Consider the following 15,198-nt stretch of genomic DNA (forward strand, 5'->3'; position numbering starts at 1 on the left):
AGCATGAGCCGCGAAAGTATCGAGCGTTATTTCACCGCTTTCAATGCAGGCGACACCGAGACAATGCTGGCACTGGTCAGCGAAGATGTGCAGCATTTCGTCAATCAGGGCGAGATGCGCGCGGGCCGCGCGAAATTCGCAGAGTTTTGCAGCCATATGGGCGTCAGCTACCGCGAAACCCTGCGCGACATGGTGATTTTCGTAAGCGAGGATGGCACACGGGCTGCGGCTGAATTCACTGTGCATGGGCAATATCTGCAAACCGACCCCGGCCTGCCAGAGGCGCGCGGGCAAACCTATGTGCTGCCTGCGGGGTCTTTCTTTACCCTGTCGGGCGGCCAGATCACGCGGATCACCACCTTTTACAATCTTCAAGACTGGATCACACAGGTCAGCGCGTGAGTTTGCGGTTTGAAGGTCTGACCGGCGCGGCCATTTCGCCCGTCATAGACGGGCTGGCGCAGCTGCGGATCGCTGTGTTTCGTGACTGGCCGTATCTGTATGATGGCGATCTGGCCTATGAACGCAGCTATCTGCAAGCCTACCGCAACAACCCGCGCGCAATTGTCGTCGCCGCGTTTGACGGGCCAAGGCTGGTCGGCGCCTCGACCGGCCTGCCCCTGCAAGATGCAGATGCGGAATTTGCGCAGGCTTTCGCAAACAGCGCCTATGCGCCTGGGCAGATATTTTACTGCGCCGAATCGGTTTTGTTGGCCGAATATCGCGGCCAAGGCGCAGGCCATCATTTTTTTGATCTGCGCGAAGGCCATGCCCGCAGCCTTGGCTACCGGCAATCTGCATTTTGCAGCGTTATGCGCGCGCCCGACCACCCTGCCCGGCCCGACGGGTATCGCCCGCTTGATGCGTTCTGGCGCGCCCGCGGCTATGCGCCGCTGGACGGCGTTGTGGCACAGTTCCACTGGCGCGATACCGGCGACGCAAAGGACAGCACAAAACCCCTGCAATTCTGGATGAGAGAGCTATGAAACTTGCCGCAGCCGCCTATCCGCTCGATTTTCTGTCGGATTGGGCAGAGTATCGGGCGAAACTGTCAGACTGGGTCGCCAAAGCGGCGATGGACGGGGCCGATCTGCTGGTCTTTCCCGAATATGGCGCAATGGAACTGGCCAGCCTTGGTGGCGCGGCGATCGCGGCTGATCTGGAAGCAGCCCTGCATGAGGTGATGCGCCACCAAAGCGCGGTCATGGATTTGCATTGCCAGCTTGCCCATAAACATGGCGTTCATATCCTTGGCGCAAGCGGCCCTGCGATGGGCGCAGCCGCGCGCCCCGTCAACCGTGCCGTCCTGTATGGGCCAAACGGGGTGATCGGGCATCAGGACAAACAAATCATGACACGGTTCGAGCATGAAGACTGGGATATCGCACCCGGTCAGGGATTGCGCCTGTTCGAGACTGCGCTTGGAAAGCTGGGCATACTCATCTGTTATGACAGCGAATTTCCGCTGCTTGCGCGCGCGCTGGTCGATGCGGGCGCGGAAATCCTGTTGGTCCCGTCCGCGACCGAAGCCTTGGCCGGTTATACCCGTGTCAAGGTTGGCGCGATGGCGCGCGCCTTGGAAAACCAATGCATTGCAGTGCATGCGCCAACTGTCGGGCCTGCCGCATGGTGCCCTGCGATAGACCTGAACACCGGCGCGGCTGCGATCTATGGCCCGCCCGATCTGGGCTTTCCAGAGACCGGCATCTTGGCGCAAAGGCCGCTCAACTCGGCCGGCTGGGCCATGGCCGACATCACGTTGGACGCCGTCGCGCGCGTGCGCGCGGATGGGGCCGTGTTGAACCATACAGATTGGGCCAAGCAGGATGCACGCATTTCATTGCCCGTAGAGCACAGCAAACCCCTATAAAAGGCTTGAAAACCCCGCGTATTGCGCGCATTTAAGCGGCGCACGGTTCCCGTGCATAGTGCAAAGATGGAGTTACCATGGCCAAGGAAGAACTGCTCGAATTCCCAGGTGTCGTGAAAGAACTTCTGCCAAATGCGACATTTCGGGTCGAGCTGGAAAACGGCCATGAGATCAACGCACATATGGCAGGAAAGATGCGTAAGAACCGCATCCGGGTTCTGGTCGGCGACAAGGTTCAGGTCGAAATGACCCCCTATGACCTGACAAAGGGTCGTATCAATTACCGTTTCAAATAAGCCATGCGCCTGATTCTAGGCTCTGGCAGCCCGCGCCGAAAGGAAATTTTGGCGGGGATGGGCATTATTCCTGACGCGATCGTTGCGGCGGATATAGACGAGACGCCAAAAAAGGGCGAATTGCCCCGCCCCTATTGCGAACGCGTGACCCGCTCAAAGCTGGACGCCCTCCCGTCAGACCCCGACGATATTGTGCTGGTGGCCGATACCACAGTGGCGTTGGGGCGGCGCATTTTGGGCAAACCCAAAGATGCGGCACAAGCAGCAGAGTTTCTGCTGATGCTGTCTGGGCGGCGGCACACTGTTATTACAAGTGTCGCGCTTCGGCGCGGGGCACAGCACTGGGCCCGCACGCAGGTAACCGCAGTCAAGATGAAGCGCGTATCGGATGTTGAATTGAATGAATACCTTGCATCCGAAGAATGGCAGGGCAAGGCAGGCGGCTATGCGATTCAGGGGCGCGGTGGCGCATTCATTCCATGGATTCAGGGGTCGTATACAGGCGTGATGGGCCTGCCTGCAATGGAGACAGCACAGCTGTTGCGCGCAGCAGGGTTAAGGTGGAACACATGAAGGGCAGCGTCATCGCATTGGACCATTTTCGCGGCCGCGAAGCCGCCGCGCGCATGGTTGACGGACGGCTGGAAGAGCTGTTGATCGCGCTGGAAGATGACAGGCTGCCCCCCGAAACCCTGTGCCGAGGCAAGCTGGGCCGCCCTGTCAAAGGGCTTGGCGGCGCATTTGTCGACCTGCCGAGCGGGCAAAGCGGCTTCTTGCGCCAGACCAATGGCTTGCGCCCCGGCACGGCGCTGTTGGTCCAGGTGACAGGGCTGCCAGAGGCTGGCAAGGCCGTGCCGCTGACGACACGGCTGATGTTCAAAAGCCGCTATGCGATCATTACGCCAGATGCACCGGGGCTGAATGTCTCGCGCCAGATCAGTGATGCCGCGCGTGGCGCCGAATTGGCAGACATCGCACAGCGCGCAATGGAAGGCGCGGACGCGGCCCTTGGGCTGATCCTGCGCTCGGCTTGTGAAAACGCCGATGATGATGTGATTTTAGCAGATATCGACCAGATGCGCCGCTTGGCAGAAGCGGTCCTTGCCGACCAAGAGGGCACGCCGGAAATCCTTGTAGACGCCCCTACCCCGCATCTGGCCGCATGGCGTGACTGGCCGGACCCGGATGATCTGGACGATGCAGCGGGCAGTTTTGACCGCCATGAGGTGCGCGATGCGATCGAGCATTTGCTGCACCCCGAAGTGTCCCTACCCAATGGCGCCTCTATGGTGATCGAACCAACCCGCGCGCTGATCGCCGTTGATGTCAATACCGGCCCCGATACCAGCCCAGCCGCAGGCCTGAAGGCCAATATCGCCTGCGTGCGCGATCTGCCCAGACAATTGCGGTTGCGCGGAATAGGTGGCCAGATCGTGATTGATTTCGCCCCTTTTGCGAAAAAAGATCGTCAGGTGCTGGAACAATCCCTGCGCGCTGCGTTCCGCCAGGACGGGCGCGATGTGTCCCTCGCCGGATGGACGCCATTGGGAAATTTTGAACTGACCCGCAAACGCGATCGTATGTCGTTGCAACTGGTGCTGAAATGACGTGCCCGATTTGCCAAAAAGCGACCGTGCCAGACTACCGCCCCTTTTGTTCGCGCCGCTGCGCTGATGTGGATCTGGCACGGTGGTTTCGCGCGGATTATGTGATTCCGGTGCCACTGACACAAGAAGATGACGACCCGTCCGACCCTTTGGAAAATGATGATAAGCCTTAGGCATAGTTTTTTGTCAAAGCCTCTGGACAGTCCCAAATACCTGCAATAAGACACTCACACCCAGCGCAAAACGTAGCGCTTCGCATCGAAAGATGCACCCGTGCCCGGGTAGCTCAGGGGTAGAGCAGTGGATTGAAAATCCTCGTGTCGGTGGTTCGATTCCGCCCCCGGGCACCATTTACTTTCTGATTTAAGCTAACGCGCCTCTGCAAGATGCAGAGCGGGCAGGCTTGGCAGGACTGCGTGCTGAACCTGATTTATCGCAGCAAAATTTACCGCAGGTTGAAGGCGACACGCTTCAACATCGTTCAAACGATGCTGGCCGATGTCTTGCCGACAAGCACGCTTCGGCTGGTTTACTGGAAGCGTTTGTTTACGGCACCAAGCCCGCTCGGGTCAAATTTTTCTAACCGGAACGGCAGCATAGTGGCCTTTCCATGTTCAGGCGTTTTTCAGAGGCGTTAACCAGAAAGTCAGTGCATTACGAACTTGCCGTTCTGTCCGAAGGCGAAGCGCCAATAGCCTTCTGCGCTTGGCCTGTACGGGCGCGTGGTGTCGTGCAAGACCGACTGTTCGCGCCTATTGTCCGTTCAACCATAGCGGCAAGCACAGCGGCCCAATGCCAGCCGGTAAGGCACTGGAATACAAACAGACGATACATAATGCAAAAAGAGCCAGCAGTGATCTGCTGGCTCTTGGTGTTTGGCTTATCGTCCAAATGCCGTTCAGTTGGCCTGTCTGCGCAGGAAGGCAGGAATTTCGATACGGTCATCAGAGGGCGATGGTGTCGGGTCTTCTTCATATTGGGTCACTGGGGGGGACATGCGGCGCTGCGCAGCACCCTGCCCCTCAGACGCGTGACCCGCCATGCGACTGATCAACGAACCGATGCCAAATCTGGACCCTTTATCCGCTGCGACATCCTCGCGCTCGACAGGGGCGCGCCCATAGCCAGACTCGGGTGCTTTCTGAACTGCGCGCTGAAGCTTCGCCAAAGTCTCTGGCGATGGTGTCCCTGGCATCTGGCGGCGCGGCGCGGTGAAATCCGCGCCCGGAACAGCGCGTGCGTCATGGCTGCGCTGCTTTTCTGCCAGAACCGAGTCTATATCGAACTGGTCCTCGTAATTCTCGGCAGGGGCCTGCGCTCTGGCGGCAAAACGGGGGGCCTGTTGCTTATACTGCTCGGGTTGTGGTGCCGGCTGATAGGATTGCCCGCTATAGGACTGGTCGTCATATGCAGGGGCTTGCGCTGCTGCAACTTGCGCAGGCGCCTGCCTGACAGGCTCGGGGGTGGGCAGACGTTCGAACAGGTTGCGCTGCTCGGCACGCTCTTCGGCATCGCGTGCTGCAGGTGTTTGCGCGTAGTCCGCCGCAGCAGGCTGGGCTGCCTGTTGCGGGGCGGGTTGTGCTGCCGCGGGCCGCTCTACCAGTTCGGGGCGCACAGGTGTTGACATGCTGCGCCGTGGCGTTGCTTCAAACTGCGTGTTTGGGGCGACATCGATCCCGGTTGCAACAACGGATACCCGCAGCGCGCCTTCCATCGAGGGATCAAGGGTAGAGCCGACGATGATATTGGCTTCGGGGTCAACCTTTTCGCGGATACGGTTTGCAGCCTCGTCCAGTTCAAACAAGGTCAGGTCATAACCGCCTGTGATATTGATCAGAACACCACGCGCGCCATGCAGGCTGATTTCATCCAGCAGCGGGTTGGCAATGGCTTTTTCTGCGGCCTGAATGGCGCGGTCTTCGCCTGTCGCCTCGCCCGTGCCCATCATCGCTTTGCCCATCTCGTCCATAACAGCGCGGACATCGGCAAAATCGAGATTGATCAGACCGGGACGTACCATCAGGTCGGTCACGCCCTTGACGCCCTGATACAGCACATCATCGGCCATGGCGAAAGCTTCGGTGAAAGTGGTTTTTTCATTCGCCAGCCGGAACAGGTTCTGGTTGGGAATGATGATCAGCGTATCGACCACCTTTTGCAGCGCCTCGACCCCTTCTTCGGCCTGACGCATCCGCTTGGAGCCTTCAAACTGGAAAGGTTTGGTCACCACACCCACTGTCAGCACGCCCAATTCGCGCGCCGCCTGTGCGATGATCGGGGCCGCACCTGTGCCAGTGCCGCCGCCCATGCCCGCAGTGATAAAGCACATATGCGAGCCAGCAAGGTGATCGATGATTTCCTCGATCGTTTCTTCCGCGGCGGCAGAACCAACCGATGGCCGTGCCCCTGCACCCAAACCTTCGGTGATCTTGACACCCATCTGAATCCGGCCCGGTGCGCGGCTTTGCTGAAGTGCTTGCGCATCGGTATTGGCAACCACAAACTCGACACCTTCCAGCGCCTGTTCGATCATGTTGTTTACCGCATTGCCGCCCGCACCACCGACACCAAACACCGTGATCCGGGGGGACAGGTCATCATGATGTCTGTTTTCTGTGAAGTTCAGTGCCATTTGCTCACTCCGCCTCTCTTTTTAGCCGACGCGCCCTGCCACAAGCTGACGCCGAATTACCGCTTTTTACAGAATCCTACAGGTCTTGCAGGTCAAGGTCATCAAAAAAGTCACGAATCACCACCAGATGTGGCAAATTTTTTCCTGTTTTCCGCATCGTCTCGACAGAACGACCAGATTTTGCTGTCACCAGTGATCTTTAAACCATTTCACCGCCCGTTTGAGAGAGCGCGCGGGGTAGGTATCCACAGGCAAATCGAAATCCCACCATTCATCCTGCGGGTGGGTTGCCAGCAAGCTTAGCCCCACAGCGCTGGAAAATGCAGGGCCAGAGGCCGCTTGCGGCAGGCCGCGCACGCGCACGGGCCGGCCAAGGCGCACTTGCTGCCCGAAAATGCGCGCGGCCAGACTGTCAATGCCGGGAACCTGCGCGCCCCCCCCTGTCAGCACGACTTGCTGACTGGGCAAGTGGTTGAACCCTGCCGCATCCAGACGGGCGCGCACCTCTTCGAGAATTTCCTCGATGCGCGGGCGCATGATGCCGATCAGTTCCGCGCGGCTGACACTGCGGCGGTCTTTCTCCCAATCGCCGCTATCGCCTGTCAGCGCGATCATCTCGCGGTCATCCATCGACGTGGCCTGCACCCCGCCATGCACGGTCTTGATCCGCTCTGCGGTCGAGAAATCGATTTGCAGACCTTTCGAGATGTCCGAGGTCACATGCGCGCCGCCCATACGGACACTGTCCGCATAGATCATGTGTTTCTTGATAAACACCGAAACACTGGCCGTTCCTGCCCCCAGATCGACACAGGCCGCACCCAGTTCCTGTTCATCTTCAACCAAAGACGACATGCCCGTGGAATAGGCGCTGGAGGCGATACCGGCCAATTCGACATCGCAGCGTTTCAGGCAGTTGCATACATTCTGGATCAGGCTGGCATCGACAGTCAGCAAATGCATGTCACAGGCCAGCATCCGCCCGCTTTGCCCGCGCGGGTCTGACAGCCCAGTGCGGTGGTCCAGCGCGAAGTTTATGGGCTGGGCATGCAGCACATCGCGCCCTGCCCCGAAATCGGGCATCTCACACGCTGCCATCACGCAGGCAATATCGTTTTCGGCAACGGTTCCTGTCTCGACCTCAACCTCGCCTGCCAATCCGTAAGACCGGACATTACCGCCCGACAGGCAAACCATAACATGGTCCACCCGCGTCTGTGCCATTTTCTGGGCGGCCTGCAAGGCAGTGCGAATGGCGCTTTCCGTCTCGGCCATGGCAGAGACTTCGCCAAACCGCACCCCACGAGAGCGCGTCGTCCCTGCGCCGATAACCCGAAACGCCGCCTGCCCTGCCATATTGCCAATGCCGGGATGGTCCTGGCCTGCGCTGTCGGGGTCAAGCTTCAGAACAAGTGCCGCAATCTTGTAGGTGCCAATATCCAGCGCCGCAATCACGCCGCGTTGCATCGCTGCGCGCCGCATCTGGCGCATCGCGCGTTGCGAGGCATAAGGGTCATTTATCACTGTAAAGCCTCCATCGTCTGTGAACGAATATCGCGCAGGGTATCCATAGCGCCTGCGCTAATTTGAAGAATGGGTCGGGACGGGTTGCGCATGTCGGCCACCAGCAGATCGCGCGACAGCAAATCCTGTGCCTGCTCCAGCGCGATCACGCGTTCCAGCGCGGCAACGGCGCCTGTTTCGGGCAGGCGAATGCGCTGGTCACGGTCCAGCACCACGTCCCAGCGCCGCTCGCCCATGCGCATCAACCCGCGCAGCCTGTGCCCAAGCGGGGCGGCCGCGTCGATCAGCTGCAACGCTTCGGGAATTTGCAAATCGGCCCCTTTACCCGCGATCAAGGGCAGGTCGGCGCGCAGATTGCGATGCGCCACAAAGGCCACGCGCACACCTTCACCATCCAGCAATTCCAAACCATCTTCAGAACGCCACAAAATCGCAGGGGTGCGCTCTGTCACAGACAGCGCAATCACTCCACCAGACAACAACCGCACATCCACCGAGCGGACCCAATCCAAAGTCTCGACCTCTTGGCGCACGGCATCCAGATCGATCCGGAAAGAGGATTGCGGCAGATCAATATCCAGCTTCTGTCGCAAGGCGTTGTCCAGTTCGGGCGACATCTCGGGCAGTTGCAGGCTGGTCACCATGAATTCGGGGCGGTCCACGAAAGCGTCATAAACCGCGTCCAAATGCCCCGCGACCGCAGCGCGCCGCGCTTCATCTGCAAAAAACACAGTCACCACGGCCAGCACCGCAAGAACGGGTGCGCCATATTTGATGAAAGCCCGATAGCCCGGCGTCAGCCACATCCGCTGCAACCTGTAGGCCAAGCGGCTGTCACGGACAGGGCTGATGCGCTTGCGCTTTGGATGGGGGCGATGCTCCAATCCGGCGAAAAAGGGCGTTTCGGGGGCAACGGGCGCATCTTGCGGGTCTTGCCATGCGGCTGTGCCAAAGGGGGCAACGGGCGCATCTGCCAGAAAGGCAGCGCGCCCTGACAGTGCGTCTGTGTCCAAAGCGCCCTGAACTGACGGGGCACCAAGCGTATCAACCAGACTCGCGGTCTGGATTTCGGACATATCCAACGCCTGATAGGGCGCTGTTTCAAGGTGATGTGCCGCATGCGGGTCAGGCACCATATCGGGCAGCAGCACATGCGGGAAAATATCTTCCTGGGCATATTCCTCGGCGCGGGTCGCGCTGAGGTGATCCCAGAAGCTTTCTCTGCGCGACAGCGCAGAAAGCGGCGCATCAAGGTCTTGCGGCATCGTCTCTGCCGGGGCGTGGCGCATATCGCGCGCAAACTCTGGCGCTACCGGTCGCATGAGGCATCCTCCACGATCCAGTGACACAGGTCAGCGAAGCTGATGCCGCAATGTGCGGCCTGTTCGGGCACAAGCGAAGTCGGTGTCATGCCGGGTTGTGTGTTGGTTTCCAACAGGATCAACCCGTCCAGCCCGCGCCCCTCGTCCCATCTGAAATCAGTGCGGCTGACACCGCGGCACCCCAACGCATGATGCGCGCGCAGCGCATACTCCATGCAGGCTGCAAAAATATCTGCCGGAATTTCTGCGGGCACCACATGGCGCGAGCCGCCGGGCTTGTATTTGGCGTCATAGTCATACCAGCCATCTGTCAGAATATCGGTGACTGTCAGCGCACGGTCGCCCATGACCGTTGTCGTCAGCTCGCGCCCCGGCGCAAAAGCCTCTACCATCACCTGCTCGGGCATCTCTGGCCCCAGTTGCGGCGGGGTATTGGCACGGTCGGAAACTAAATAGACACCAACCGAGCTGCCCTCGTTGTTGGGCTTGACGACATAGGGTGGCGCCATCAGGTGGCGCGCCATCACATCGGCTTTGGGGGCGATCAGGCTGGGCACCACCGGCAGGCCCGCCCAAGTAAACGCCGCCTTGGAGCGTTCCTTGTCCATCGCCAGCGCGGAAGACAGGACACCCGAATGCGTATAGGGAATGCGCAGCCATTCAAGAATGCCCTGAATGCAGCCATCCTCGCCATACCGGCCATGCAAGGCGTTGAAAACAACATCGGGCGCAATCTCAACCAGATGCTGCACGACATCGCCGCGCGCATCCAGTTCGATCACTTCATAACCCGCCACCCGCAACGCTTTCGCGCACTCATGCCCTGACGACAGCGACACCTCGCGCTCAGCCGAGAGTCCGCCTTTCAGAACACATATCCGGGGGGCTGCCCTGCTCGACATGCCCATTCCCACTGCCTCATGGCCTTTGCGGCCTTTTTTGCCCCAGTTTCAGGGCGTTTTATTCTGTCTTTTCCGCGCCAGAGTTCAATACCAGCTGCGGCAACGCGGCGTCAGGCCCTGCTTCGCCCACCCGCCGTATTTCCCACTGTAGCGAAATACCGCGCGCTTGCAAAACCCTTTTTCGCACTTCCTCGCCCAGCGCCTCTAATTCGCGCGCTGTCGCCCCGCCTGCATTGATCAGAAAATTGGGGTGCATGGGCGACATTTGCGCGCCCCCAAGCCGCGCGCCGCGCAGCCCCGCATCCTCGATCACCTTCCACGCTTTCAAATCATGGCGGTCATCCGCCTGCCCGGTTGAACTGAAACCGGCGGGGTTGCGAAAGGTCGAACCGGCGCTGCGCTCTTTGGTGGGCTGGGTCGCATCGCGCTTGGCAAGCTGGTCTTCCATGCGGGCATGCAAGCGCTCGGCCTCCGCTTGTGCGGCCGTGAAACGGGCCTGAATGATGACCATCCCCTCGGGCAGTTCAGACTGGCGATAGGCCAGATTCAGATCGGCAGCGGGGATCACATGGCGCTGCCCCTGCCGGTCAATCGCCACTATGTCGATCAGGTGATCGGCAATATAAGACCCGTAGCAGCCCGCATTCATCCGCACCGCGCCCCCGATACTGCCGGGAATGGTGCGCAAAAAGGTCAGGTCGCGCCCAGCATCTGCGGCCTTGCGTGCCACATGCGCATCAAGTGCTGCCGCCCCTGCGGTGATGGTCTCGCCAATCTCGATACTGTTGAACCCCCGCCCAAGCCGGATCACAACAGCGCGCAACCCGCCATCGCGCACGATCAGGTTGGACCCGACGCCCATCGGGAAAACCGCAATATCAGGGTCTAGGGCTGCCAGAAAATCGCTTAAATCCGCCTCATCTGCGGGCTGGAACAGCCAATCGGCAGGCCCGCCCACGCGCAACCATGTCAGGCTGTCGAGGGGTTTTTGGGCACTCAGCGTGCCGCGCACAGGGATCATGTCAGGTGTCATGGCCCTGTGATTAGCGCGGCAACAGGGGGCTTGTCGAGAGGGGCAGCGGCCCCGCCCCAGCAATTACTGCCACGCCAAAGGGCAGAAGCGCCACGCCTGCGCATAGGCTTATGGAACCTAATCCGCGCGGGCGGCTTTATATAGTGTCATATCAAAAACAGTTTGAGGGATATTATGAACGCAAATTTCACCGGCGTGCTGGGCATTCTCCACCTTGCGGTTGTCATCTGGGCGGCTGTGTCCATTCTGGGATCACCTGCGACACAGGGGCAAAAAGTTCTGTGGATATTGCTGGTTCTGGTCTTTCCCGTGGTCGGGCTGATCATCTGGTTTCTGGCAGGGCCGAAGAAGGTGTAACGGTTCAGTATACTGACTGCGACCTTGCGGTGGACCTGTCCAACCGCAGGGCGCAGCTTGAAAGCACCGCCGCCGCGATCAATTCCCCCCTAACAATCCGCGCAAACGGTTGCCGATTTCCGCCTCCAACCCGCGGCGCAAGGTGTCCTCGATACGCTCGCCTTCTTGCCGCTCTACTCCCAATTCCTGCTGCAAGCGCCGCTCGGCCTGTTCGCGCGCACGGCTTTCAAGACGCTGCGCTTCCTCGCGTGCGATCTCTTCCAGCCGCTCTTGCTCCATGCGCAACTGCTCGCGCGCCAGCGCTTCCAGATCCAGCCGGAAGCGCGGGGCATCCCATGGCCCGGTGATCATCAGCGGTACACGCAGTGTCTCATCGCCGCGCACCGCCGCAGGGACGATGCGGTAATCCAGATTGCGCGCCCCAAGCCCCACTTGCCCGCGCCCGGTGACAGAAAAACGTGACGCTTCCAGCCGCAGATCGTCATTGCGCAGCACCCCTTCTGCAATGGTGAAGGTGCCGTTGATCGACTGATAAACCGTGCGGTTGCCCTCTCCCATATAGGACATGTCCAGATTGCGCAGCATGCCTGCCAGATCAAAGCCGATAATCTCGCCTTGCGAGAAGGCCAGTGCCCCCTCGCCGCGCAAGGACGTCATGATGTCATGCAGCGTATTGCCCACCCCCAGAAATTGCAGATCGGCATTGGCCAGACCTTGAAGGCGGCGATAGTCCGCCAGTTCCGTCAGCAGCGGCAGAAGATCAACGCTGCGCGCACGCAGGTTGCCGCCCACCGAAAGGCCCGCGCGGTTGTTCATCACAAACTCGCCTGTGAGCTGCCCGCCGAAAGCCGCGACTTCGCGCAGGTCAAACACCGCGCGCGCGCGGTCGATCGTCACCCCCAGCCGCGTTCGGCCCAAAGTGGTCACATCTGTGCGCAAACCCGCCAGCGCCAACGAAATATCGGCATCCGCCAGCGCCAGCGCGCTGGCATCTATCGGCGCGCGCGACCAGCCGGAACCGCCCGTCTGCGCGCCCTGCGCGCTTTGCCCCGCCGCGCCCGTGCTGCGCAAATCCAGCACATCGCCCGACAGCTGGCCTGTCAGACGGGGCCGATCCGCCCCCGGTGCAAGGTCCAGCGCGCCAGTCAGTCGCAGCCCGCCTGCGCGAAACTGCGCCTCTCGGGCGAAAATCTGGCCATCTGCGGTGCGTGTAACCTGCCCTGTCATGGCGAGCGGCAGATAACCGGCATGAAGGTTCCCACCGCTTTGGCCTGCGAACTGCACCAGCGGGGCCAGCGCAGGGATCGTGGCATTCACCTGCCCTTCCAGCGCGAGGCTGTCCAGACCGGCCCGCCCTGAAAATGTCATCGTCGCACCCGCGACAGTCGCATCCAGCGTGACCGGCGTGACCGCGCCCGAGACAAAGCGCTCTGCATTCTCGGTGCTGGCAGTCATCTGGAAAGGCTGGCCATTCATTATGCCCGACGCTTGCAGATCGGCGGCCCCGCCAAAGCTGGGCAAGCGAAGACTGGCCTCCAACCCTTGCAGGGTCAGATCGGTGTCGGTTTGGCGGTCTTCAAACCGCAAGGTGCCCCCGATGATGCGCGCCTCGGACAACGAAAAGCCACGCGATTGCCGGTCAGGGCGTGCATCGCTGGCAGTATCGGCGCTGCCCTCGGTTGCAGGGCTGCGCGCGTTTCGGGGAAAGTCCCAATTCGCGCGGCCCTGCGCATCGCGGATCAGATGCAGGTGCGGGTCGCGCAGAACCACGCGCTCGACCACAATATCGCCGCGGATCAGCGCCATGACATCCAAGCCGAAATCCATTTCTTCGGCAGACAACATCGACTCTGTCCCTGCCCAGTCGGGATTGCCAATTCTGACAGATTGCGCAGTGGCCCCGATGAGGGGGTAAAAACTGGCAGCCACATTGCCATCGAAATGCAGGCTGCGCCCCGTCGCGCTTTGAAACTGTTGCGCCGCGATTTGTGCAATACGTTCGGAAGGCATCAGCAATGCAGCCCCCCCGAGCAAGACCGCAAGACCAATAATCATCCCGATAAAAGCTTTGAGCAGACGCATAATTCCCTCCGACGCGCAGTGAAACAAACCCGGCAGGCCGAGTCTAGCCTTGCCCCAATCGCATGTCTTGGCCAAAATCCGGGCAGGGCGATTTCTGCGCGAGATTGTGACTTGCACATAGGCCGGATATGCGCGCCCCTTGCACTGCGCCATGCCTTGTGAAAGAGGAAGGCTGGTCTCAGGAGGTCCGCCCATGTCCCGTATCGTCACGCGCTTTGCACCATCACCCACAGGATATCTGCATATCGGCAATCTGCGCACAGCGCTGTTCAATTACCTGATTGCGCGCAAATCGGGTGGCGAATTCGTGCTGCGGCTGGATGACACGGATGCAGAACGGTCCAAACAGGAATATATCGACGGCATACAGCATGATCTGGAATGGCTGGGCCTGACTTGGGACAGGGTCGAGCAGCAGTCAAAGCGGCTGGAACGCTATAATGACGCGGCAGAGCGGTTGCGCGCGGATGGCCGTTTCTATGAATGTTTCGAGACGCCGGGCGAATTGGACCTCAAGCGCAAGAAACAGCTGAACATGGGCCGCCCGCCAGTCTATGATCGCGCGGCTTTGACGTTGGAAGATGCCGACAGGGTGCGTTTGCGGGCAGAACGGGCGGGATACTGGCGCTTCCTGCTGAACCAGAACCGGATTGAATGGGAAGATGGCATTCTTGGCCCCCTCTCGATCGACGCGGCCAGCGTGTCAGACCCTGTGCTGATCCGCGCCGATGGGCAGGTGTTGTATACGCTGGCCTCGGTGGTCGATGACATGGATATGGGCATCACCCATATCGTGCGCGGCTCGGACCATGTGACCAATACTGCCACGCAAATCCAGATCATCGAGGCATTGGGCGGCACAGCCCCCAGTTTCGCGCATCATTCGCTTCTGACCGGCGCGCAGGGCGAGGCGCTGTCAAAACGCCTTGGCACATTGTCCTTGCGCGATCTGCGCGCGCAGGGTGTGACGCCTGCCGCGCTGTTGTCGCTGATGGCGCGGCTTGGCTCTAGCCAGCCCGTGGAATTGCGCCTGACACTGGACGAGATTGCCGATGGGTTCGACCTTGGCCAGTTCGGTGCGGCCCCCACCAAATTCGATGCGCAAGACCTGTGGCCGCTAACGCGCGCAGACCTGCAATCGCGCCCGTTCGCAGCCGTCGCAGACCAGATCGCAGCGCTTGGCGTGCCGGATGACCTGGCCGAGCAGTTCTGGCAAGTCGCGCGCGAGAATATCACGCGGCTGGAAGACCTGGGCGCATGGTGGGCCTTGTGCCGCGATGGCGCCGCCCCCGAAATTGCGCCCGAGGATGCAGAGTTTGTGACAGAGGCGCTGAAACTGCTGCCGCCCCCACCCTACGGGCCGGATGCATGGTCCAACTGGACCAGCGCAGTCAAGGAGGCAACAGGGCGCAAGGGCAAGGGCCTGTTCATGCCGCTGCGCAAAGCCCTGACAGGGCAGGCACATGGGCCGGATATGTCATCCCTTATGCCACTGTTGCAGCGCATCCCCGCGCGCGACACGCAATAGGCAGGGCTGGCTTCAGGCTTGCCCCAAGGGTTATGCTGGCCTAGA

At 60.5% G+C, this 15,198-nt stretch carries 16 protein-coding genes and 1 tRNA gene; 11 read left to right on the forward strand and 6 right to left on the reverse strand.

Annotated features, from left to right (window positions below; translation table 11 throughout):
* Window positions 1-3: 3 nt before the first annotated feature.
* The 9 genes from BG455_RS12595 (at window position 4) to BG455_RS17170 (ending at window position 4,356) form a co-directional block, all read left to right on the forward strand.
* Entirely contained in the window at window positions 4-402 is a 399-nt protein-coding gene (locus BG455_RS12595; RefSeq protein ID WP_071470351.1) for a ketosteroid isomerase-related protein, read from the forward strand.
* Window positions 399-986: a GNAT family N-acetyltransferase gene (locus tag BG455_RS12600; RefSeq protein WP_071470352.1), complete on the forward strand. Its 588-nt coding sequence runs from the start codon at window positions 399-401 to the stop codon at window positions 984-986. Before BG455_RS12595 ends, BG455_RS12600 begins: the two co-directional genes overlap by 4 nt.
* On the forward strand, window positions 983-1,870 hold the full coding sequence (locus BG455_RS12605) for a carbon-nitrogen hydrolase family protein (RefSeq protein WP_071470353.1): 888 nt from the start codon (window positions 983-985) through the stop codon (window positions 1,868-1,870). Before BG455_RS12600 ends, BG455_RS12605 begins: the two co-directional genes overlap by 4 nt.
* A 77-nt stretch (window positions 1,871-1,947) precedes the next feature.
* Window positions 1,948-2,166: a translation initiation factor IF-1 gene (gene infA / locus BG455_RS12610; RefSeq protein WP_071470354.1), complete on the forward strand. Its 219-nt coding sequence runs from the start codon at window positions 1,948-1,950 to the stop codon at window positions 2,164-2,166.
* A 3-nt stretch (window positions 2,167-2,169) separates the two neighbouring features.
* On the forward strand, window positions 2,170-2,739 hold the full coding sequence (locus tag BG455_RS12615; RefSeq protein ID WP_071470355.1) for a Maf family protein: 570 nt from the start codon (window positions 2,170-2,172) through the stop codon (window positions 2,737-2,739).
* Window positions 2,736-3,773 carry a ribonuclease E/G gene (locus tag BG455_RS12620; protein WP_071470356.1) on the forward strand — a complete coding sequence of 346 codons (1,038 nt, stop codon included), beginning with the start codon at window positions 2,736-2,738 and terminating at the stop codon, window positions 3,771-3,773. The genes BG455_RS12615 and BG455_RS12620 overlap by 4 nt, the downstream gene beginning before the upstream one ends.
* A gap of 26 nt (window positions 3,774-3,799) precedes the next feature.
* Window positions 3,800-3,946 carry a DNA gyrase inhibitor YacG gene (locus BG455_RS12625; RefSeq protein WP_425438756.1) on the forward strand — a complete coding sequence of 49 codons (147 nt, stop codon included), beginning with the start codon at window positions 3,800-3,802 and terminating at the stop codon, window positions 3,944-3,946.
* A gap of 102 nt (window positions 3,947-4,048) precedes the next feature.
* Window positions 4,049-4,123, forward strand: a tRNA-Phe gene (locus BG455_RS12630).
* Between the two features lie 53 nt (window positions 4,124-4,176).
* The gene (locus BG455_RS17170) at window positions 4,177-4,356 is read left to right on the forward strand and encodes a hypothetical protein (protein WP_143079933.1); all 180 of its coding nucleotides are present in this window, start codon (window positions 4,177-4,179) and stop codon (window positions 4,354-4,356) included.
* A 315-nt stretch (window positions 4,357-4,671) separates the two neighbouring features.
* Here BG455_RS17170 and ftsZ read toward each other — a convergent pair whose 3' ends face one another.
* From ftsZ to murB, 5 genes are all read right to left on the reverse strand, one after another.
* A complete protein-coding gene (ftsZ, locus tag BG455_RS12635; protein ID WP_071470358.1) occupies window positions 4,672-6,405 on the reverse strand; it encodes a cell division protein FtsZ in 1,734 nt (577 codons plus the stop codon).
* Window positions 6,406-6,591: 186 nt separating this feature from the next.
* Window positions 6,592-7,926 carry a cell division protein FtsA gene (ftsA, locus tag BG455_RS12640; RefSeq protein WP_071470588.1) on the reverse strand — a complete coding sequence of 445 codons (1,335 nt, stop codon included), beginning with the start codon at window positions 7,924-7,926 and terminating at the stop codon, window positions 6,592-6,594.
* Complete coding sequence (locus tag BG455_RS17175; protein ID WP_111361126.1) at window positions 7,926-9,251, reverse strand: cell division protein FtsQ/DivIB; 1,326 nt, start codon at window positions 9,249-9,251, stop codon at window positions 7,926-7,928. Before BG455_RS17175 ends, ftsA begins: the two co-directional genes overlap by 1 nt.
* Entirely contained in the window at window positions 9,239-10,159 is a 921-nt protein-coding gene (locus tag BG455_RS12650) for a D-alanine--D-alanine ligase (protein WP_071470359.1), read from the reverse strand. The genes BG455_RS17175 and BG455_RS12650 overlap by 13 nt, the downstream gene beginning before the upstream one ends.
* A 52-nt stretch (window positions 10,160-10,211) precedes the next feature.
* Window positions 10,212-11,186, reverse strand: a complete 975-nt coding sequence (gene murB / locus BG455_RS12655; RefSeq protein ID WP_071470360.1) for a UDP-N-acetylmuramate dehydrogenase — start codon at window positions 11,184-11,186, stop codon at window positions 10,212-10,214.
* Window positions 11,187-11,360: 174 nt separating this feature from the next.
* Between murB and BG455_RS12660 the strand changes: the two genes are divergently transcribed.
* Window positions 11,361-11,543 (forward strand): PLDc N-terminal domain-containing protein, encoded by a 183-nt coding sequence (locus BG455_RS12660; RefSeq protein WP_071470361.1) that lies wholly within the window; start codon window positions 11,361-11,363, stop codon window positions 11,541-11,543.
* 78 nt (window positions 11,544-11,621) lie between these two features.
* Here the strand turns inward: BG455_RS12660 and BG455_RS12665 are convergent, their stop codons facing one another.
* On the reverse strand, window positions 11,622-13,625 hold the full coding sequence (locus BG455_RS12665; RefSeq protein ID WP_170124701.1) for an AsmA family protein: 2,004 nt from the start codon (window positions 13,623-13,625) through the stop codon (window positions 11,622-11,624).
* Between the two features lie 193 nt (window positions 13,626-13,818).
* On the opposite strand from BG455_RS12665, the gene gltX reads away from it, so the two are divergent.
* Window positions 13,819-15,153 (forward strand): glutamate--tRNA ligase, encoded by a 1,335-nt coding sequence (gene gltX, locus BG455_RS12670; RefSeq protein ID WP_071470363.1) that lies wholly within the window; start codon window positions 13,819-13,821, stop codon window positions 15,151-15,153.
* Window positions 15,154-15,198: the final 45 nt, after the last annotated feature.

It is taken from the genome of Roseinatronobacter thiooxidans (genome assembly GCF_001870675.1).
GTDB lineage: Bacteria > Pseudomonadota > Alphaproteobacteria > Rhodobacterales > Rhodobacteraceae > Roseinatronobacter > Roseinatronobacter thiooxidans.